General features: G+C 63.7%; 17 protein-coding genes. 6 read left to right on the top strand and 11 right to left on the bottom strand.

What is annotated here, in order from left to right:
* Positions 1 to 107 precede the first annotated feature (107 nt).
* Positions 108 to 395 carry an Asp-tRNA(Asn)/Glu-tRNA(Gln) amidotransferase subunit GatC gene (gatC, locus tag ACV4UY_RS03975; RefSeq protein ID WP_491606354.1) on the bottom strand — a complete coding sequence of 96 codons (288 nt, stop codon included), beginning with the start codon at positions 393 to 395 and terminating at the stop codon, positions 108 to 110.
* Between the two features lie 343 nt (positions 396 to 738).
* On the opposite strand from gatC, the gene ACV4UY_RS03970 reads away from it, so the two are divergent.
* Entirely contained in the window at positions 739 to 1,851 is a 1,113-nt protein-coding gene (locus ACV4UY_RS03970; protein ID WP_491606353.1) for an MraY family glycosyltransferase, read from the top strand.
* A 390-nt stretch (positions 1,852 to 2,241) separates the two neighbouring features.
* Here ACV4UY_RS03970 and ACV4UY_RS03965 read toward each other — a convergent pair whose 3' ends face one another.
* Positions 2,242 to 4,182 carry a tetratricopeptide repeat protein gene (locus ACV4UY_RS03965; RefSeq protein WP_491606352.1) on the bottom strand — a complete coding sequence of 647 codons (1,941 nt, stop codon included), beginning with the start codon at positions 4,180 to 4,182 and terminating at the stop codon, positions 2,242 to 2,244.
* 220 nt (positions 4,183 to 4,402) lie between these two features.
* Entirely contained in the window at positions 4,403 to 6,136 is a 1,734-nt protein-coding gene (gene terL / locus ACV4UY_RS03960) for a phage terminase large subunit (protein ID WP_491606351.1), read from the bottom strand.
* 238 nt (positions 6,137 to 6,374) lie between these two features.
* Here terL and ACV4UY_RS03955 point away from each other — a divergent pair, with 238 nt between their 5' ends.
* A complete protein-coding gene (locus ACV4UY_RS03955) occupies positions 6,375 to 9,056 on the top strand; it encodes an ATP-binding protein (RefSeq protein WP_491606350.1) in 2,682 nt (893 codons plus the stop codon).
* Between the two features lie 51 nt (positions 9,057 to 9,107).
* Here ACV4UY_RS03955 and ACV4UY_RS03950 read toward each other — a convergent pair whose 3' ends face one another.
* From ACV4UY_RS03950 to ACV4UY_RS03940, 3 genes are all read right to left on the bottom strand, one after another.
* A complete protein-coding gene (locus ACV4UY_RS03950; RefSeq protein WP_491606349.1) occupies positions 9,108 to 9,320 on the bottom strand; it encodes a hypothetical protein in 213 nt (70 codons plus the stop codon).
* A gap of 217 nt (positions 9,321 to 9,537) precedes the next feature.
* A complete protein-coding gene (locus tag ACV4UY_RS03945) occupies positions 9,538 to 10,836 on the bottom strand; it encodes an HD-GYP domain-containing protein (protein ID WP_491606348.1) in 1,299 nt (432 codons plus the stop codon).
* 44 nt (positions 10,837 to 10,880) lie between these two features.
* On the bottom strand, positions 10,881 to 11,522 hold the full coding sequence (locus ACV4UY_RS03940) for a precorrin-2 dehydrogenase/sirohydrochlorin ferrochelatase family protein (RefSeq protein WP_491606347.1): 642 nt from the start codon (positions 11,520 to 11,522) through the stop codon (positions 10,881 to 10,883).
* A gap of 175 nt (positions 11,523 to 11,697) precedes the next feature.
* Here ACV4UY_RS03940 and ACV4UY_RS03935 point away from each other — a divergent pair, with 175 nt between their 5' ends.
* Together ACV4UY_RS03935 and ACV4UY_RS03930 are read left to right on the top strand one after the other, a co-directional pair.
* Positions 11,698 to 11,916, top strand: coding sequence for a DUF2249 domain-containing protein (locus ACV4UY_RS03935; RefSeq protein WP_491606346.1), 219 nt, complete (start codon positions 11,698 to 11,700; stop codon positions 11,914 to 11,916).
* A gap of 47 nt (positions 11,917 to 11,963) precedes the next feature.
* Positions 11,964 to 12,479 (top strand): C-GCAxxG-C-C family protein, encoded by a 516-nt coding sequence (locus tag ACV4UY_RS03930; protein WP_491606345.1) that lies wholly within the window; start codon positions 11,964 to 11,966, stop codon positions 12,477 to 12,479.
* A gap of 239 nt (positions 12,480 to 12,718) precedes the next feature.
* On the opposite strand, the gene ACV4UY_RS03925 is transcribed toward ACV4UY_RS03930, so the two are convergent.
* Positions 12,719 to 13,096 (bottom strand): YajD family HNH nuclease, encoded by a 378-nt coding sequence (locus ACV4UY_RS03925; protein ID WP_491606420.1) that lies wholly within the window; start codon positions 13,094 to 13,096, stop codon positions 12,719 to 12,721.
* A 411-nt stretch (positions 13,097 to 13,507) separates the two neighbouring features.
* On the opposite strand from ACV4UY_RS03925, the gene ACV4UY_RS03920 reads away from it, so the two are divergent.
* On the top strand, positions 13,508 to 14,197 hold the full coding sequence (locus ACV4UY_RS03920; protein ID WP_420906638.1) for a LexA family protein: 690 nt from the start codon (positions 13,508 to 13,510) through the stop codon (positions 14,195 to 14,197).
* A 114-nt stretch (positions 14,198 to 14,311) separates the two neighbouring features.
* Entirely contained in the window at positions 14,312 to 15,076 is a 765-nt protein-coding gene (locus tag ACV4UY_RS03915; RefSeq protein ID WP_491606344.1) for a HesA/MoeB/ThiF family protein, read from the top strand.
* Between the two features lie 71 nt (positions 15,077 to 15,147).
* On the opposite strand, the gene moaA is transcribed toward ACV4UY_RS03915, so the two are convergent.
* The 4 genes from moaA to ACV4UY_RS03895 form a co-directional block, all read right to left on the bottom strand.
* Entirely contained in the window at positions 15,148 to 16,146 is a 999-nt protein-coding gene (gene moaA / locus ACV4UY_RS03910) for a GTP 3',8-cyclase MoaA (RefSeq protein ID WP_491606343.1), read from the bottom strand.
* A gap of 4 nt (positions 16,147 to 16,150) precedes the next feature.
* Positions 16,151 to 16,648, bottom strand: coding sequence for a cyclic pyranopterin monophosphate synthase MoaC (moaC, locus tag ACV4UY_RS03905; protein ID WP_491606342.1), 498 nt, complete (start codon positions 16,646 to 16,648; stop codon positions 16,151 to 16,153).
* Entirely contained in the window at positions 16,641 to 17,846 is a 1,206-nt protein-coding gene (gene moeA, locus ACV4UY_RS03900; protein WP_491606341.1) for a molybdopterin molybdotransferase MoeA, read from the bottom strand. Before moeA ends, moaC begins: the two co-directional genes overlap by 8 nt.
* A gap of 17 nt (positions 17,847 to 17,863) precedes the next feature.
* Positions 17,864 to 18,425: MogA/MoaB family molybdenum cofactor biosynthesis protein (locus tag ACV4UY_RS03895; protein WP_491606340.1), on the bottom strand; the 562-nt coding region annotated here is incomplete at its 5' end.

The following is an 18,425-nucleotide window of genomic DNA, read 5'->3' as shown; positions in this document are numbered from 1 at the left end:
ACGTACGGCCTTGAAACTCCCGAGCTTCCAGAACACCCCCAGGGGTTCGCGGGCTCGGGAGGCGCGCGGGACGCTCCCCACGCGGATTCCAGTTCAACGACGGGTCATCACTCGATGATCTTCGGGACTCGAAAGCACCCCTCCTCGGCATCCGGGGCATTGGTGAGCATGGCATCGCGACGATTCTCGTTGACGACCCGATCCTCCCGTTCCGGAGTGGTCATCGCCACGGCATGGGACATCGATGCCACCCCGTCGGTGGGAATCGCGCGCAGCTGTTCCATCAGACCGAGGATGCGCGCAAGCTGGTCGGTGTAGGTATGGATCTCCGCGTCGGAGATCTCCAGACGGGCCAGCGTGGCCACATGGCGGATCGTCTCTTCGGTGATGGACATGCGTTCCTGACCCCATTCGGACGGCACCGGGAAGATAATTAAAATTTTATCGATTAATCAACATAATCGTATTGTAACACATCCCGGGATCCGTGGCAATGGCGGGTGGGCACGACAGGATCCTGGCAGAATGACGAAAAAATAAATACGTCCCTATCAACAAATTGGATGTCATCAGCGTCAATGCATGATAAAGTGCGATCTGATAAGTTCCAGATGGTAGCCGGCAAGAACCATGCGGACCCGCATGCTTGACAAGCCGGGCACGGCCCTCCTCAACCAGGAGAATCCGCGCGGTTATTTTTGATGCAAGGGGCAAACCGCATTGCCCCGGAGACAAGCATTGGACATCCTCTTCATCGCATTCCTGGCCACATGGTTGATCTCCACGACCCTGATCCGCTTTGCGCGTCTGCATGTGCATCTCTCCTCGGACCACGTGGATGGCGGACCGCAGAAGTTCCATGCGAACTCCGAAACCCCCCGCATCGGCGGCATCCCCCTGCTGGCGGGCATGCTCGCCGGCGTGGCCCTCATCAACTTCCATGGCCACGTCATCCACCCCTGGCTGCTGATTCTGGTCGCCGTGCCGGTCTGGGGACTCGGGATCGCCGAAGATCTGTTGAAACGAATCGGACCCCTGCCCCGCCTGATCGGCAGCTTCGTATCCGCCGGACTGGGCATCTGGCTGCTCAACGCCCGCATCATCCACCTGGGCATTCCGCTCATCGATGACTGGCTGGCCGAATCGTTCCTCATCAGCACCCTCTTCACCCTGTTGGCCGTGGGCGGTCTCACCCACTCGATCAACATCATCGACGGCTTCAACGGCTTGGCCGGCATGGTGGTCATCATGATTCTGAGCGCCCTGGCCTATGTCTGCAACGAGGTCGGCGATCGCTATCTGATGCTCTACTGCCTGGCCCTGATCGGTGCCACCCTGGGCTTTCTGACCTGGAACTATCCGCTGGGACTGATCTTCGCCGGAGATGGCGGGGCCTATCTGTGGGGATTCATGATCGCGGAAATCTCGGTGCTGCTGGTATCCCGCAATCCGCAGGTTTCACCCTGGTTCCCGCTTCTGGTGGTGATTTATCCAGTCTGGGAGACCATTTTCACCATCTACCGACGCAAATTCCTGCGCGGTACCGGCACCGGCATCGCCGATGCCATCCATCTCCACTCCCTGGTCTATCGACGCCTGGTCCGCTGGATGGTCGGCTCCCGGGAGGCGGCGGACATCACCTATCGCAACTCCCTGACCTCCCCCTACCTCTGGGTTCTGGCCTCCTTCTCCATCGCGCCCTCGATCCTCTTCTGGAACAACACCCTGATGCTGGTGATCTTCGTGGGGATCTTCATCTCCTGTTACATCGCACTCTACGCGATGATCGTCCGTTTCCGCTCCCCTTCCTGGATGGTCATCCGCCGCCCCAGGAACGATCCAACCGATTGACGCACGAGGAGGCGGATCCCTTTCCACCTCCCACCCCCCCAAAAACACCCCGCACGCTCCCGGAACCGGGGCAGACTGGCCAGATGCGTGCCAAGACGCAGAAACACGCCGCACGCTCCCGGAACCGGAGCCTAAACCGCACCCATTTTGGGATGCGTCGTTTCTCGCAAGGCTGCGCGCGACGCATTTTTCGCAAAAATCGTGAAAAATGCTTCTTTTGAGCGCGCCAAAGTCAAAGACAAAATCAAAACCCTGGAATAGGAATCTCCCAGATCCTCTCTTTGTTTTTCACCAATAAAAACTACACATCCCAAGCCGGGTGCGGTTCAACGCCCCACGCGTGTAACGTCCGCGAGGCTGGACGGAGATGGTGCGGGATGAGATCGATTCCTACTCCCCGCGCGTGTAACGGCCGACCAGGGGATTCTCCACCCCAGCGCCGACCCGGATCTTCTCCGCCGCCACCTCGGCCTCCGAACGACTGGGAAACGGCCCGGCGAAAACACATTCGAAACTGGTCTCCCCGTTCTTGATCAATTTGCGATAAACCGGATAGGACATGGCGCGGATCTTTGCGCCCAACTGTTCGGCATGCGGACTGGCCATGGCGAAACAGGAGAGATGCACCACCGCCCCCTGCTTCACCTCCCTGGCCGGTCCATCCTTGAGAGACGATCCCTTGATCGGGTGGGCCGACTTCCCGGATACGACGGTGGATGGCACCGTTTCCGCCGCGGGCCGCGCCCGCTCGGGGGCCATCGCCACCGGTGGAACGGTCGCGGTGCTGGTGGTCGATGGGGCGGGCAAAGGCTCCAGGGGCACGATGGTGGCCGGGGTGATCGTGTAGCCCTGCCGAACCGCCGGCAAGACCGGCTCCCCGGCGGACACGGCAGGCGCGGCGGGCGCCGGCACGGCGGACGAGGAAGCGGTTGCCTGCCTGGCCGGGACGGAAGCGACGCCGGTGGCGGCGGGTGCCTCTGAAACAGCTGGGGGCTCCGGAATGACGCCCCCCCTGGAAGCGGCGGGCGGAATCTTCGCCAGGGTCTGGATCGCCTGGGTCACCCGCGTCACCTGGGGATGATCCCGGCCCAGTTTCTTGACCAGAATCTCCTCGGCGCGCCGCAAGAGACGCTCGGCCCGCTCCCGCGACCCCTCCTTGTGCAGAATCACGCCGAGGTTGGCCAGCCAGTCGGAGAGACCGAGGGGATTATCCTTGAAAAACCGTTCCGCCGTGGCCACCGACTGATCCAACAGACGTTCGGCCTCCACCTTGTGGCCGCGCCGCGTTTCGATCTGGGCCAGATTGCTCAGGATGAACGCCACCTGAAGATGGTCGTTGCCCATCCGTTGGCGCGCGATCGTCAGGGCGTGTTTGAACAGCGTCTCGGCGCCGGCCACATCTCCGACCGCCAGACGCAACAGCGCCAGATCGTTCAACACCTTCACCAACGCCGGATGCTCCTTGCCCAGACTCTTTTCCCGCGCCGCCAGTACCCGTTTCAAGAGCGCCTCGGCCTCCTGCCGCCGGTCCAGGGCGATCAGCACCTCGGCCAACCGCTCCTGACTCTCCGCCAACTCCGGCAAAGCCCCCTCGCCTCCCTTCTCCAGGATCGCCACCGATCGGCGCAAAAACGGTTCCGCGCTCCTGGCTTCGCCGCGCACGATCAATTGATGACCCCGTTCGCGCAACGTTTCGGCCACCAGCGGATGATCGCCCCCCAGGCTCTTCTCGCGCAGGGTGAGTGCCGTGGTCAACCCCTCCAGGGCCTCGTCATGCCGCCCGAGGGCGAAACGAATGCGCGACAACACCATCCACGCCTCGGCCACGCGCGGATGATCGGCCCAGAGGCCACGGGTCAGGCGTGGCAAAGCCTCCTCCACCAGCCTGGCCGCCCGTTCGCGATGCTCCGGATCGGCCATGAGCAGACGGGCCAGATTGATCCGCGCGCTGGCGGTGTTGAGATGCTCGGCGCCCAGGGAGCGCTCCAGCCCCTGCAAGGCCGCCTCGAGCAGGGCACGGGCGGCGGTGAAGTTTCCGAGTCGGCTTTTGGCGCGCGCCAGACGGGTACGCGCCTCGGCCACCTCGGGGTGGTCCGCCCCCAGGCGCTTCTCTAGGATCGCCAGGGCCCGTGTCAGGGTCGCCTCGGCCTCCCGATCCCGTCCCGCGGCCAAATCGATCTCGCCGAACTGGGTCAGGGCAGTGGCGGTGACGCTGCTTTCCGGACCAAACTGCCGCTCCGAATCCGCCAGCATCCGTTTGAGCCGTTCCGGATCCAGCGGGCGTTCCTCGGCCCGAACCGGCGCGACCATCTCCACCCCCAGGGCCATCATGACCAGGCCCGCCACTCCCGCGACGCGGGCACGCCTCCCCACAATACGATGCCAGACCAAGATTGAACGCTCCGCTTCCGATCGGATGTTGTCGAACGGACCCCCGCTTCGGGTTGCCCGGACCAGGGGATCACCAGGCCCCCATCCGGTCAACAGGGGGGCGAAGTTCGAATTATCGACAAATCCGGACCCGCGCGCAACGCATCCGCCTCACCCGGTCTCAGAAGCCGTGCCAACCCACCCCTCCCGGCAGGCTTCCGAACCCCTCCGCGCCCAACCCCGCATCCAACCGTTCGAGACTCTCCCACCCGACCCGTGGTACGCCCAGGGCATGGAACTCGCCCACCATGCCGGCCCCATCCCGGGCGGCACGCCACAGCATCTCCAGGGCATCCGGACCATCGTCGTGGGCATCCGGTTCGCCCCAGTGACGCAGTTGATCCAGCAGCACCGTCTGTTCGCGCCGGAAGCGGATCAGGCCATTGGCCACATGGGGTTGCAGCGCGCCGATGCGCAACCCCTTGTCACGGGTCGGTTTGACCCCACGCGCCGGAACCGGCACCCCGGCCTGCGCGGAGCGTTTGACCAGCTCGTCCTTGAAAAACTCCTGGAACTGCACCGTCTCCACCACCCATGCCCGACACCCATGGCGTGCCTGGAGGGCGATCACATCCGCGATGATCCGATCCGGCGAACGACGCCGGATGTCGGCTTCCAGCAGATGCAACACGCCGCTGGCCGGATCGTATCCGCCGACCAGAATCGCCGAAGGATCCCCCCGTCCACCCGATTTCCCCAGGGAGGGATCGACCGCGCCGAAACAGAGCCATTCGCCAGGCTCGCCGTTCCAAAAATGGAGCGCCGCGAACGGGGCGTTTTCCTGCATGGGTTGATTCTGCAACTCGGCGTCAAAGGCATCCGCGCCATCCCGGACGCGAATCTTCATCAGGCTCTCCAGACTCCGCATCCCCGGCCAGGAGACGATGGCCCCGGCCTCCATGGACGCGCGTCGTTCCCGATAAAAGGCGTCCGCCGCGGTCTCACCCTCGACCAGGAGCATCTCCCGCCAGCGCTCCCAGGCGGTCATGTCGTCCGGCCAGCGCACGATGGCCTGGAAGCGGCGCGACTCCCAGGCGCCATCGGCCAAAAGACGCGCCAGCACCGAATCGTGATGCAGCACCGTGCCCACCAGGATCAGATCCATGGAACCATCCGGCGGACCCAGACGCAGCACGGTTTTTTTCAGCCAGTTTTCCAGTTTGTCGCGCTGGGTGCGCATGCGCACCCGTTCATCGTTCTCCAGATCGTCGCAGATCACCAGATCGGGTCGCGCCGCCCCATGCCGCAAACCGCGCAGCCGCGCCCCGGAGCCGGCGGCCTGGATCTTCACCCCGCCCCGACTCACCAGCACGTTGGCCCGCCAGACATTCCCGGCACCGCAGCGATCCGGAAAATCCCGTTTGAGACGGGGGTTGACCTCCAGCTCGGCCTTGATCGCCTCGAGCATGGTCGCGGCCTGGTGCTGGGCGTCCATCACGATCAGGATGAAACGGCTGCGTCCGGTGAGCAGACGCCAGAGGGCGAAGATCTGGGTGATCAGGGTGGATTTCGCCTCGCCGCGCGGCGCGGCCACCGCCAACCGACACCCTCGACCCGCGCCGGCGCCCAGAAGCGGCAGACGTTCGAAAAGCCAGGTGTGCAACAGACTTTCGGAGTCGGAGACATAATGGGGAAAATAGACCCGCGCGAAATGGCGCAACGAGCGGATCGCCTCCAGCCGTCGCACGTCCGCCTCCAGCCGGTCCGCGTCGAACCCGTCCACCCGATGCCCGATGATCGCGCGCAACTGTCGTCCCAGCTCGGCCAGATCGCGTCGGAAGCGACTGGATGTGGTGGGCTGGGCGTTCACCGCGGGGGGCGGGAGCCCGCGCCGACTGTCCTGTCTGTCCGTCATGGAAGTGATCCCTCCGTGTTCAAAGGCGCCATGCATGCGTGACGCACGCGGCCTGACAATCGTTACTGTAAGCTTGATCACCCCCGCCTCCCAGATGAACCCTTGCAGCCAAGATCGAATTTCCAGGTGTCGCGCCCCATCTTTTTGCGCTATTCTGTCGATCAGAATCCCCAACCGGTCGCACCGACAGGCACGACCCATACCCCTTACGTTTCGCGAGGATGCCCGCGCGCTCCCCATGGCAGACCGTCTCCGCTCCGGTTCCCATCCGCGCCTGATCCCCTGGCTGTTGCTGGCCTTGGGGTTTGCCTGCACCTTGTGGTTCTGGCAACACGAGACCACCCGCGACGCGGAGGCCCGTCGCGACCGCTTCTTGAAACTCTCCGAAGCGCTGCGGGAGAACGCGCGCCATCGCCTGGAGGCCCGCTCCGACATCGCCCGTGTCATGGCCACCTGGTTCTCCTCGGAAGGGGGGATCACCGCCCGACAGTGGCAAACCTTCGCAGCCGCCCTCGCCCCGCGGGGACGCCATCCGGGGGTGCTCCAGATCGGCTTCGTGGAACCGGTGGCGGCCACGGATCGGGAGCGGTTCGAACGGGAGGCCCGACGACGCCTGAACGATCCCAACTTTCGCCTCCGCAGCGATGAACCACGGGAAGATCTCCTGATCCTCACCCACGATTTCACCCTGGAGGAGGGGCGGCATCCCTTTGTGCCCGGTCAGGAGATCGGCACCGAAAAGCGACGCCGCCAAACCTTGCGTCAGGCCGCGGATTCCGGCATCTCCCACTTCACCCCGCCCGTCCCCCGCCCCGGACCGGACCGCCAGACCCAATACGAACTGATGCGCGTCACCCCGGTCTATCGGGCCGGCATGGTCCTCTCCAGCCCCGAGGAGCGACGTCAGGCCCTGCTCGGCTGGGTGGTGATCGTCCACGATGCCAAAACCCTCTTCGAACAGATGTTTCGCGACGAGTCCGGCCAGATCCGGGTGGAACTCTTCGATGGCCCGGTGTTGCGCCCCACCGCCCTGATCCACGACTCCCACCCGGATCTGGCCGGCACCCCGGACCCCTCCGACTGGAGCCAGATCATCCGGGGGGGCGAGGAGGGGGGCGGCTGGCTGCACCGTTTCAGCGCCACCCCGGCGTTCTTTCAGCTCCATCCGGAGTTGGGCGCCAACCTGGTGTTGATCGCGGGGCTGGCGATCAGTCTGGCCCTGGGGCTGGTGGGATGGTCGCTGACCTCGAGTCGCGAACGGGCGCTGGCCCAGGCCGTGACCATGACCCGCGCCCACCGGATGAGCGAGGAGCGTCTGCGCCGCACGGTGCTGCACGCGCCGATTCCGATCATGATCCATGCCGCCGATGGCGCGGTGATCCTGGTGAACCGACGCTGGAGCGACCTTTCCGGTCAACTTTCCAGCGAGATCGGCACCCTGTCCGCCTGGGTGGAACGGGTGTTTCCGCCCGAAGAGCGTGAAGCGGCGTTGCGACTGCTCGATGCCACGTTTCCGCCGGATGCGCCGTTCAAGGAGGCCGAATGGCGCATCGAGCCGTCACCGGGCGAACAGCGTTTCTGGATCGTGCGCTCCCGCCCCATGGGGGCGACCGGAGATCCGGACGGGTTGATCATCACCATGGCCATGGACATCACCGAACGCAAGAAAGCCGAGTCCACCCTCCTCGAAGCCAAGCTGGAGGCCGAGGAGGCCAATCGCGCCAAAAGCGAATTCCTGGCCACCATGAGCCACGAAATCCGCACGCCGATGAATGTGATCGTGGGCATGGCCGAGGTGCTGGCCGAGTCGGAATTGACCGAGGAGCAGATGCGTTACGTGCGCATCTTCCGCAAGGCGGGGGACAGTCTGCTGGAACTGATCAACGACATCCTGGATCTCTCCAAGGTCGAGGCCGGACGCATGGAACTGGAGTGCGCGCCGTTTCCGCTACGCGAGTCGCTGCATCGGATCGTCGAGATCATGGGCATGCGCGCGCGGGAGAAAGGGTTGGAGTTGATCCTGGAGATCGACGCGACCATTCCGGACGGCCTGAAGGGGGATGCCAAGCGGTTGCGGCAGATCCTGATCAATCTGATCGGCAACGCCATCAAGTTCACCCACGTCGGCCGGATCACCCTGCGGGTGGTGCCGCGTCCGGATCTGGGAGAGGCGGGCATGCTGTTCGAAGTGGCGGACACCGGCATCGGCATTCCGAAGGAAAAGCAGGCCCAGGTGTTCGAGGCCTTCACCCAGGCGGACGCCTCGACGACCCGTCAATACGGCGGAACCGGGCTGGGACTGGCCATTTCGCGGCGGCTGGTGGATCTGATGGGCGGGGAGATGACTCTGGAGAGCGAACCGGGTCAGGGGAGCGTGTTTCGTTTCACCGCCCGTTTCCGGGTGAGCGACACCCCGGTCGAACCCCTCACCCTGGCCCCGGAGGATCCGACCCGAAGCGGATCGCGCCTGGCGAAGGGGTCCGGCGTCGCATCGGAGGCGACGGGGAGCACCCCATCCGAGGCGGGACTGGATATTTTGATCGTCGATGACTCCGAGGACAACATCCTGTTGGTGAAGACCTTCCTGAAGCGCGCCCCGCACCGTCTCGACGTGGCCCAGAACGGTCGGGAGGCGGTGTCGCGGGTCACCTCCGGGCACCATTATGATCTGATTCTGATGGATGTGCAGATGCCGGTGATGGACGGCTACGCGGCGACGCGGGCGATCCGCGCCTGGGAGCGAACACACCGCTTCGATCCGGTGCCGGTGATCGCCTTGACCGCCCACGCCTTCGCGGAGAACGAACGCCAGACCCTGGAGGCCGGCTGCACCGAACATCTGACCAAGCCGATCACCAAGCCGCGCCTGATCGAGGCCCTCGGTCGCTATTCCCGACGGTTGCCCTGGCCCGCGGCCTGAGCCCGGCGCCCGCTCGCATCACCCGGTCCGGTCCGCCCGCGCGGACCCGGATCACCCCTCGAAGCGGATCTCTCCGGCATCCAGGGAGAGCACCTCCATGCCATACAGCGTGGTCAACGTTTCGCCCGGATCGGCCCCGTAGTATTGATGCAGCTCCCAACGCAGCGCCTTGGCGGTCTCGTCAGGCAGATGAACGCCCATGGCCTGTTTGCCATCCGCCTCGTAGGCCAGTTTCCTGGCCAGGATATCCTTGATGTGATCCATGTTCCCCTTCACGATCCCCACGATCCGGCTGCTCCGCACTCGCCACGGAGGAGCGGTTGTTTTCGACGCTATAACCTAGTGAAATTATCAACTATTAAGACCCACCCTGTCAAGAGCCGACAACGACCGTGCACCCCATCACCCCCTCGGGCGACACCGGTTCCGCGCCCGTGCCGGTGGGATGGCCGGGCGCGGGTGGGCGGGAACCGTGGAACAATCATTCGTACAGTTTGGCGTTGGGCAGGAAATCGATCGGGTTGACCTGCCACCTGGTGGCATCCTCGTGTCCCTTGATGTAATACCCCGAGGCGGGATCGCTCTTGTAGGCCATGAGGTTGACCTCCTTGGGCACGAGCTTCTGACCGGTCTTGCCGTTGATGATCACCATCACCACCGGATGAAGCAGACTCTCGTGATTGGGACGGCTCACCACTCCCAGCAGTCCGTTCTCCAGGCGCACCAGGGTACCCATGGGATAGATGCCCACGCACTGCACGAATTTCTGATACAGCTCGATGCTGAAGTGGTGGCGACTCCACTCGAGCATCCGTTTCAAGGCCAGATGGGGTGGGTTGCCCTTGTGATAGCAACGGTCGGAGGTGATGGCGTCGTAGACATCCACGATCGCCGCCATCTGCCCGAAGGTGTTGATCTGATCCCCCTTGAGCCCCTGGGGATAGCCGGAACCGTCGTAACGTTCGTGATGCTGGGCCGCCACATGCATGCTGACCTCGGCGATGCCGGGGGTCTCGGAGAGGATCTTGCGACTGAAGGTGACATGCTTTTTCATGATGAGGAACTCCTCATCGGTGAGCTTGCCGGCCTTGTTGAGGATCCCCTCGGGGGTGCGCATCTTGCCGATGTCGTGGAGCATCCCGCCCACACCCACGTTGATGATCTCCTCCTCGTCCATGCCCATCATCCGGCAGAAGGACATCAACATCACCCCCACATTCACGGAGTGCATGAAGGTGTACTCGTCCTTCTGCTTGATGAGACTCAACGACAGGATGGCATCCGGATTGCGAAACATGGAGTCGGCCATGTTGCGCACCGCGTCCTTGACCGGCGACAGGGTGACCTGCTTGCCCAGGCGGGCATCCTCCAGGATCGAGCCCACCAGGCTACGGGCCTGGGCCTTGACCTTGGCGGCCTGATGGATCTCGCGCTCCATCGGCACCTCGCGATCCATCTCGTCCGGATCGTCGTCGGCCAGATCGCGCAGCTGCGCCTCGAGCATGCGCTGCACCTCCGCCGCCGAGGGGGCCTCCTCCACATCGACACCGCGCGCGGTGTCGATGTACAACTCGGCGATCCCATGCGCGATCACCGCCTCCACCTCCTCGTCGGTGCGCACCATCTTCGGGCCACGAAAGGCGTTCGGATCCCGATCCTGACAACAGGGATCCTTCCAGTCGTGATTGAAATCGTGCACCCACATCCCCGCACGCAACTGCCGAACCGGAATCCTCTTGATCATCGTCTCCTCCACACCGCGCAACCCCTCGACAGCCATCCAGACACCCGGCCCAACCAGGTTTCAGCTCGACATCCTGGCGATCACGGTTCATCCGGGGAGTCGCGCAGGGCCTCGCGCACCATCCGTTCCGCGCCGGCCTCGTCCCCGTTCAAGAACCGCTCCGCCAGTCCCGCGTCCAGCAACCGCTTCCAGAAGGCACCGCGCGCCGCCAATCCACCCGGCACCGCGCGCCGCCACTCGGCCAACCGCTCGGCCAATGGCCCCAACCGCTCCGGCAGAACCGCCGCGATGCGCCGCCGGATGTAGCCCGCCAGGGCCGGCGCCCGTCCCCCGGTGGTAATCGCCACGGTCACCGGAGTCCGTTCCACCACCGCCGGCCAGATCACCGTGCAAAAACGGGGTTGATCGACCACGTTGAGCCAGATCCCGCGCTCCAGGGTGGCGGCATGCAGGCGCGCGTTCAACGATTGGTCCGGGGAGTCGCTCACCACCAGCCACACCCCGGCCAGCATGCGCTCATCGAAGGGCCCGCGCAACCACTCGGCCCGCCCATCCCGCACCGCGCCATCCAGGGAGGCATCCAGGGTTTGGGCCAGGATGCGCAGGCGCGCTCCGGCGGCCAGCAACGCCTCGCCCTTGCGGGTTGCCTCCGCCCCACCGGCGACCAGCAGACACGGACGCCCGCTCAAACGCAGAAACAGGGGAAAAAGAGTCTCATCCATCCTTCACCCGCCAACCGCCCGTGTTTGCGGGAACCGTTCGCCCATCCAAGGGATCGGATGGGACACCTCTCTTATGTAGATCATCGCGTCCCACTTGGCAAGCGTATTAACATATGCTTAAATGGCTTGGAAACATCTTCTCCACCCACCCACAAAGACGAGTCATTTCCTGATCATGTCCACCAGTCTGGATGTCCGCGACCTGCCTGCTCCCGAACCGATGCTGCGCATCCTGGAGGCCGTGACCTTCCTGCATCCCGGAGAGAGTTTGCGGGTGATCCACAACCGGATTCCCTACCCGCTCTATCCGCGACTTCAGGAACGAGGGCTTCTGGTGGAGACCCAACAGCGCAACGATGATGAAATTCATCTCGTCATCCATCGCCCCGCCTGACGCTCGCCAGGCCACCCAACCGGCCACTGGCCACCTGGAGGCACGCGATGCCCGACTCCCCCGACATCTTCACCGCGACCCGCCCCGGCGACGAGGAGATCGTGCGCCGAATCGGCGCGCTGGCCCGTCAGTATTACGCGGATGGTCAGTTCTCGTGTGCCGAGGCGATCGTGCGCGCTTTTGCCGAGATCTTCGCTCCGCATCGTTTCGACCCGACCACCATCACCCGACTGGCCACCCCGTTCAACGGCGGCTTTTCGGAGCTGCAATTGACTTGCGGCATGTTGACCGGCGGTCTGCTGGCGATCGGTCTGGTGGCCGGTCGCGACCAGCCCGGAGACGAGGAGGCCAAGGAGCAGGCTTACACCCTGACGCAGATCTACTGCAAACGGTTCCATGACGAACTCGGCACCACCTCCTGCAAGGAACTTCTAACCCGCTGGAAGGAGCAGGGGACGGAGAAGGGGCTGTGCAAGGCCCACACGCAACGCATGAGCGAACAACTGGCCCGACTCATCCTTCAGGTTGGTTTTCACGACCTGGGCGACGAGGAGGATTCCTGATCGCCCCCTCTTTCCGACATGGTTGTCAGGAGCGCACCACAAACACCCACGTTTGGATCTGAAAGTTTTGCCTGTTCCCCACCCGGGAACAACAATCGACAACTCTTTCATTTCTCACCAGAATTATATCCCACCATCAAACTCCCGGCCCGTCCCGGCGAGAAGTTCATGACCCTGATGCATTTTTCTGGGAGTTTTTTCCATTTCCACTTGTCTAAAACAATGAGCAGGTATAATCTTCAGTCTTGTTTCCGTGCCAACAGTTCCTTAAGGTTGGCAAAAGGGTGATAGGTCGCGGTTGATTCCGATGACTCAGAGAGACCATCCCCCGGAAAAGATGCCTGATGTTCTTCATAACGGGCGTGTTCATTGTCGTGACAATAGATACACAAATTTTCCCAGTTGCGCCCATCAGCCGGGTTGTTGTCGTGGTTATGGTCCTTATGATGCACGGTCAACTCGCTCAGGTTCTCCCGATTGAACGCGCGACCACATCGGGCGCACACCCATGGGTGCAACGCCAGGGACCGCTCCCGATAACCCCCCATGCGTTCATCCCTGGACTTGCGCGCCGAAGCGATCAGGGCATCCACCCGTTCCGTCTGGATGGCGGTCACCTTGGGTCGTGAAGCCTTGGAAATCGGTTTGTTGCCAGATGAAGTCGCCACTCGAAACCTCCACTTGAAAAAATGCCCTGCCGCGCCATTGGCCAGCAAACAATCACTACCGTGAATGAAAGACATTCAAAACGTGACACTGACAACCGATTATTGCATTTTTTTAACATCATATCAAGCAACAAAAATAACCGAATTTTCTTATTTTTGATTTTCAATTCAGAAAAATATTTTTTTAGGCATGGATGCCCAAATGCAAGATAATTTAAAATTTTCAAAAAACAAACCAAATAATCATTTCGGATCCTGCATTTCCTGATAAGTATTGAGAAAAAAGGTTGCAATCGGCTTCCAAAAAGTATAAACCTACCCTTGACGCAACCAATCTTCATTAAAGGACGCAAACCCACCATGACAGACAGAACCAGCACCCTGACTTTAAGCGACCGCATCCAAACGGCTCGCAAATACGCCAACCTCACCCAGAAGCAACTGGCCGATCGCGTCGGCATCAGCCAAACGGCGGTGCATAAACTGGAGTGCGGTCGTTCCCGTTCCTCCAGACGCACCGTGGCCATCGCCCTGACCTGCGGCGTGGATCCGATCTGGCTGGATACCGGACGAGGCGAAATGAGCCTGGGTGGACCTCCCGGTTCCGGCCCCGGCGTGAGCGGTGTTTCGGAGTCCGCCGAGGGCTATCGTGTTCCGGTCATTGCCCGCATCCCGCTGATCACCTGGGAAGAGGCCAAGTCCTATTCGCCGGAAACCGCCGAATCCCACCATCCGGAGAACGTCAAGGCCTGGATCCCCGTGGCCCCGCGCACCAGCGCCAAGGCATATGCGCTCGAGGTTCCGGATGATTCCATGGAGCCGGAGTTCACCGAGGGCGAACTGATCATCGTGGATCCGACCATGAAGGCCGAGCACAACCGCTACCTGATCGCGCGCACCAGCGAAGACAATCGCGCCACCTTGAAGCAGTTGATCGTGCATGGCAACCGGCAATACATGAAGCCGCTCAACTCGCGTTATCCGTTGATCGAGGTGCAGGGTCAGCTGATCGTCAGTGGCGTGGTCGTGGCCAAGTACAAGGACTATTGACCCCGAGGGCTTGACGCTGGCCCTCCCAGCGGGGGTGGGGGATCGTTCGATCCACCCCCGCCGGTGGGATCCTGGTGACCCCATGCTGGTCACGTTCATGGCGAGTCGATCCTGATGATCCCACTGGACGCACGACGTTTCGCGACCCAGGCGGAACTCGATACCCGTTTGCAATCCGCGACGGTCTTCATTCTGGGTGCGGGCGGCCTCGGTTGTCCGCTTGCCTTGCTGCTTGCCAGGGCACGGATCGGCCATCTGGTGATCGCCGACGATGATCGTGTGGCGTTATCCAACCTGCCCCGTCAGATCCTGCATGTCACCTCCCGTCTTGGTCAGCCCAAAGTTCTTTCGGCGCGTCACGCGCTGCAATCGGTCGCGTCCGAAACGCGTGTGACCCCGATTCCGGAGCGCGTGACTCCGGAGAACATCCACGCCCTGTTGGAATCCTGTGATCTGGCCGTGGACGGCAGTGACACGTTCGTCAGCCGTCATCTGTTGAACCGCGCCTGTCTGGCGTTGGGGATTCCCTATATTTCCGGCGCGGTTCTGGGTTTTGAGGGTCAGGTTGGGGTTTTCTTGCCTGGTGTGGATCCTCATGCGCCTTGTTATGCCTGTTTGCATCCGGAGCCCGAGGAGGGATGCGGCAGGGATCCGGTGGTTCCCACCTGTGCCACGGCGGGGGTATTGGGGCCGATCGCGGGTCAGATTGCCGCATTGCAGGCCAAAATGGTGGTCGAGTTGCTGACGTTGGGGGTTGGGTCGGTGCGCGCGGGGGGGCTGTGGCTGATCAACCCGTTGGATCATCTGTTCATGCGGGTGGCGATTCCCAAGGATCCGGGTTGTCGGGTTTGTGGGGGCTGGCGTGGAATGGCGGATTGAAAGGCCCGTGGCGCGGCAGTTTCCCCACCACTATCGCAGGGGGCCTGAATGGTGACGCGCAAGAAAGGGCATCAACCGCCCAGGCCGGACATCTCTCGGGATTCGACCACCTCGGGACCGGTGTCGAAGTGGTGACGGAGCGGTTTGCGGTCCACGGCGGCACGAATGATCTCAATGAGTTCCGCATCCGAGGCACCGGTGCGCAAGGGGGTTTTGAGATCGACCTGATCGACGTTGCCCAGACAGAGCACCAACTCGCCGCGCGAGGTGAGGCGCATGCGGTTGCAGGTGTCGCAGAAGTGGCGCGACAGCGCGGAGATGATCCCCACCTCGGTGTCGCTGCCGGCGATGCGGAAGTAGCGGGCCGGACCGGAGCCGCGCTCCCTGGAGCGTTCCACCGGGATCAGCTCGGCCCCGCCGCCGGCGCGGGCCAAAGCCACGATCTCCTCCGCCGGCACGAAATGGGGGGTGGTACGCATGCCGGCCCGTCCCACGGGCATGGTCTCGATGAAGCGCAACACCAGACCGTGCCGCACCGCGAAGGCGATCATGGCCGGGATCTCATGGGCGTTGACATCGCGCATCACCACCATGTTGATCTTGACCGGATGCAACCCGGCGGCCACCGCCGCCTCGATGCCGGCCAGCACCGGGGCCAGTTGGCCGCCTCGGGTGATGCGGGCGAAGGTTTCCGGATCCAGGGTATCCAGGGAGATGTTCACCCGTCCCAGACCGGCACGACGCAGTTCCGGCGCGAACCGGTCCAGAAGCATGGCGTTGGTGGTCAGGGAAAGTTCGTCGAGTCCGGGCAGGGCGGTCAACCCGGTCACGAGCCAGATCAGATTGCGCCGCAACAGCGGCTCGCCGCCGGTCAGACGCATCCGGTCGATGCCGAGACCGACGAACAGGCGACAGAGCCGGGCGATCTCCTCCAGGGTCAACATCTCCTGGTGGGTCGGCATGAGCGGCCCGCCCGCCGGGCGACAATATTCGCACTGGAGATTGCAGCGGTCGGTCACCGAGATGCGCAGATAGCGGATGGCGCGCCCGAAGGAGTCGATCAGGGCCATGGGGTCAGATCCCGTCCCCATCGCGCACGAAATGCCCGCTTTTGCCGCCGCTCTTCTCCAAAAGACGCACCGCGCCGATCACCATGCGCCGGTCCACCGCCTTGCACATGTCATAGATGGTCAACCCGGCCACGGCAACAGCCGTCATGGCCTCCATCTCGACCCCGGTTCGGCCCAGGGATTTGACCACCGCGCGGATCAGGATGCGATGCCCCTCCAGGTCCGACTCGAAGGAGAGCGCCACGGACGAAAGATCCAGCGTATGGCAGAGCGGAATCAACAGATCCACCCGCTTGGCGGCCATGATGCCGGCCAGACGGGCGGTTTCGAGCACATCCCCCTTGGCCACGCCCCGATCCAGGATCAGCCGCAGGGTCTCGGGGGCCATCGTCACCGCGCCGCCGGCCACGGCCACCCGTTCGGTCACCGCCTTGGCCGACACGTCCACCATGCGGGCCGCGCCCTGTTCGTCGAAATGGGTCAAGCGGGGTTGATCAGTCATGTTCGATCCATTGAATGGTCACCGGGTCGCCGTCGTGCAGCTCCAGAGGTGCCTCGGGGAGAAGAATCAGGACGTTGGCCCTGGCCACGCTGGTGAGGATCCCGGAGCCTTGCGGTCCGGTGGTCTCGACCCAGAGGCCGGCTTCGTCGAAGTGGGCGATGCCGCGCAGGAAATCGCGGCGGTTGTGTTTTTTGCGCAGCATGCCGCGAAACGCGGCGCGCATGCGCCGGGGGGGCTCTTCGCGCGCGCCCATGAGTTTCAGGAGCGCGGGCCGGACGATGAGCATGAAGACGGTCATGCCGGAGACCGGATTGCCCGGCAGACCGAAAAAACGGGCCTGACCGAGACGTCCATAGGCTTGCGGCTTGCCGGGTTTCATCGCCACCTGCCAGAAGTGGATCGAACCCTGGCCCACCAGCACCTCCTTGACCAGATCGTAATCTCCCACCGATACCCCGCCGGTGCTGATCACCGCGTCCGCCTCGTGTCCGGCTCGGGCGAAGGCGGCGGCCAGGGCCTCGCGATCATCCCTCACCAGTCCCAGATCGAGCACCTTGACCCCCAGGGCGAGGAGCGCGGCGCGCAACGCGGTGCGGTTGCTGTCGTAGACCTGGCCGGGCAGGAGGGGCGTTCCGGCCTCGACCACCTCGTTGCCGGTGGAGAGCACCGCCACCACCGGTTGCCGGTACACCTCGATCCGCTCGAAGCCGAGGGAGGTCAACAACCCCAGATGGGCGGGACGCAACCGGCACCCCTTGGGGAGCACCACCGATCCGGCCTGGATATCCTCGCCCGCCGGTCGGATGTTGTCGCCGGGCAGGCACCCCGCCGGGATCTCCACCTTGTCGCCGTCACGCCGCACCCGCTCCTGCATCACCACGCAGTCGCAGCCGGGCGGAATCGGCGCGCCGGTCATGATGCGCACCGCCTCCCCGGCACCCAGGGGTCTCTCGAGCCGGTCGCCCGCCGGCAGATCGGCCACCACGGTCAGGGTGACGCTCCCCTCCCGCGACAGATCCGCGGTGTGGACCGCATAGCCGTCCATGGCCGAATTGGCGTGATTGGGCACATCCGCCGGCGCGATCACCGGCATGGAGAGCACCCGGCCCAACCCCTCGGCCACCGCCACCAGGGCGACATCCTCCACGGGCCGGGTCTCGGCCAGCACCGTGGCGAACGCCTCGTCAAATCCGATCATCGCGCATCCTCCTCTTCTCAATGCCCCCCACCGCGCGCCATGCGCAGGACGTGGGGAATCAGATCCGCCACCGCCCCCAGACTGTGCAGCGCCCCCCGCGTCGATCCCGGCAGATTGACCACCAGGGTATTGCCGCGCAACATGCTCACCCCTCTGGTGAGCACGGCGGAACGCACCTGTTCCAGACCGGCCTGGCGGATCAGCTCCGCGAAACCGGGCAGCTCGCGGGTGCAGACCGCGCGCGTCGCCTCCGGGGTGACATCCCGCGGCCCCGGACCGGTCCCCCCGGTGGTCAGGACCACATCCAGACCCAGGTCATCGGCCCAGGCGACCAGCCGTTCCTTGATCCGCTCCAGCTCATCCGGCAGAATCTCCCGCCCGGCCAGCGTGCCGCCCAGCTTGAGCACCTCCCCTTCCAGGGCCGCGCCGCTTTTGTCCGATGACAGGTCGCGACTGTCCGAAAGGGTCAACACCCCCACCCGCAACCCGCGCCAGGAGAGGTTTTCGACGGTGCCCTGACCGTGGCCCTGACCGTGGCCCTGACCGTGGCCCTGACCGTGGCCCTGACCGTGGCCCTGA

This window comes from Candidatus Magnetaquiglobus sp. (genome assembly GCF_058402785.1).
This window is presented reverse-complemented; position numbering and strand designations above follow the sequence as displayed.

Coding starts and splice junctions, on each gene's coding strand:
- gatC (WP_491606354.1), bottom strand. CDS start 395: ATGTCCATCACCGAAGAGACGATCCGCCATGTGGCCACGCTGGCCCGT.
- ACV4UY_RS03965 (WP_491606352.1), bottom strand. CDS start 4,182: ATGATGGCCCTGGGGGTGGAGATGGTCGCGCCGGTTCGGGCCGAGGAA.
- terL (WP_491606351.1), bottom strand. CDS start 6,136: ATGACGGACAGACAGGACAGTCGGCGCGGGCTCCCGCCCCCCGCGGTG.
- ACV4UY_RS03955 (WP_491606350.1), top strand. CDS start 6,375: ATGGCAGACCGTCTCCGCTCCGGTTCCCATCCGCGCCTGATCCCCTGG.
- ACV4UY_RS03950 (WP_491606349.1), bottom strand. CDS start 9,320: ATGGATCACATCAAGGATATCCTGGCCAGGAAACTGGCCTACGAGGCG.
- ACV4UY_RS03945 (WP_491606348.1), bottom strand. CDS start 10,836: ATGGCTGTCGAGGGGTTGCGCGGTGTGGAGGAGACGATGATCAAGAGG.
- ACV4UY_RS03940 (WP_491606347.1), bottom strand. CDS start 11,522: ATGGATGAGACTCTTTTTCCCCTGTTTCTGCGTTTGAGCGGGCGTCCG.
- ACV4UY_RS03935 (WP_491606346.1), top strand. CDS start 11,698: ATGTCCACCAGTCTGGATGTCCGCGACCTGCCTGCTCCCGAACCGATG.
- ACV4UY_RS03930 (WP_491606345.1), top strand. CDS start 11,964: ATGCCCGACTCCCCCGACATCTTCACCGCGACCCGCCCCGGCGACGAG.
- ACV4UY_RS03920 (WP_420906638.1), top strand. CDS start 13,508: ATGACAGACAGAACCAGCACCCTGACTTTAAGCGACCGCATCCAAACG.
- ACV4UY_RS03915 (WP_491606344.1), top strand. CDS start 14,312: ATGATCCCACTGGACGCACGACGTTTCGCGACCCAGGCGGAACTCGAT.
- moaA (WP_491606343.1), bottom strand. CDS start 16,146: ATGGCCCTGATCGACTCCTTCGGGCGCGCCATCCGCTATCTGCGCATC.
- moaC (WP_491606342.1), bottom strand. CDS start 16,648: ATGACTGATCAACCCCGCTTGACCCATTTCGACGAACAGGGCGCGGCC.
- moeA (WP_491606341.1), bottom strand. CDS start 17,846: ATGATCGGATTTGACGAGGCGTTCGCCACGGTGCTGGCCGAGACCCGG.